The following is a 637-nucleotide window of genomic DNA, read 5'->3' on the forward strand; positions in this document are numbered from 1 at the left end:
AGAACGGTGCGTTCAAATCGGTGGAGGAGCTGAAAAACGTGAAGGGCATTGGTGATGCGGTGCTGAACAAGTTGAAGGCGGAGGCGACGGTTTCTTCTGCCGCGCCTAAGGCCGCCCAGCCTGCCGTGAAAAAATAACCTGACGGACGATCGTACCGTAATGCCGCCCTGCGGCCGAACCGTTTGCCGGTTGGGCCACGGGGCGGCTTTGTTTGGGGGTGGGAATAAAACTTGAACCAGTGGAGACTTTACATCGGGTAAAGGGATAAACGGATAGGGAGCTTCTTGTTGGATAGTGATAGAAAAGATAAAGGGAATAAAGATATGTACTTAAAAGCATTTAACGGAAAATGGAATAGGGCAACTGTGCAGAGGGGCTACTCATTGGTACAGCTGTTGGTGGTGATGCTGCTGGTTTCGATATTGGCAACGGCGGCCTTTACGGCCTATCGGGAATCGGTCCGCGCGGCCAACCTGCGTGCGGCGCATGCCGCGCTGCTGGGAAATGCGCGCTTTATGGAGCAGTTCTACACAAAAAAGGGCAGCTTTAAGCTGACATCGACGAAATGGCCGGAGCTGCCGGTGAAGGAGGCGGGCGGTTTCTGTATCAGGATGAGCGGTCAGGCTAAGGGGATTCT

General features: G+C 54.0%; 1 protein-coding gene and 1 pseudogene. Both read left to right on the forward strand.

Annotation, left to right across the window (positions count from 1 at the left end):
- Positions 1 to 137, forward strand: a pseudogene (locus O3661_RS10590) (helix-hairpin-helix domain-containing protein); the annotation flags it as partial.
- Positions 138 to 323: 186 nt separating this feature from the next.
- The coding region (locus tag O3661_RS10595; protein WP_371493389.1) for a type IV pilin protein at positions 324 to 637 on the forward strand (314 nt) is incomplete at its 3' end.

This window comes from Neisseria sp. 20925_1_37, assembly GCF_041433255.1.
GTDB classification, from domain to species: domain Bacteria; phylum Pseudomonadota; class Gammaproteobacteria; order Burkholderiales; family Neisseriaceae; genus Neisseria; species Neisseria flavescens_D.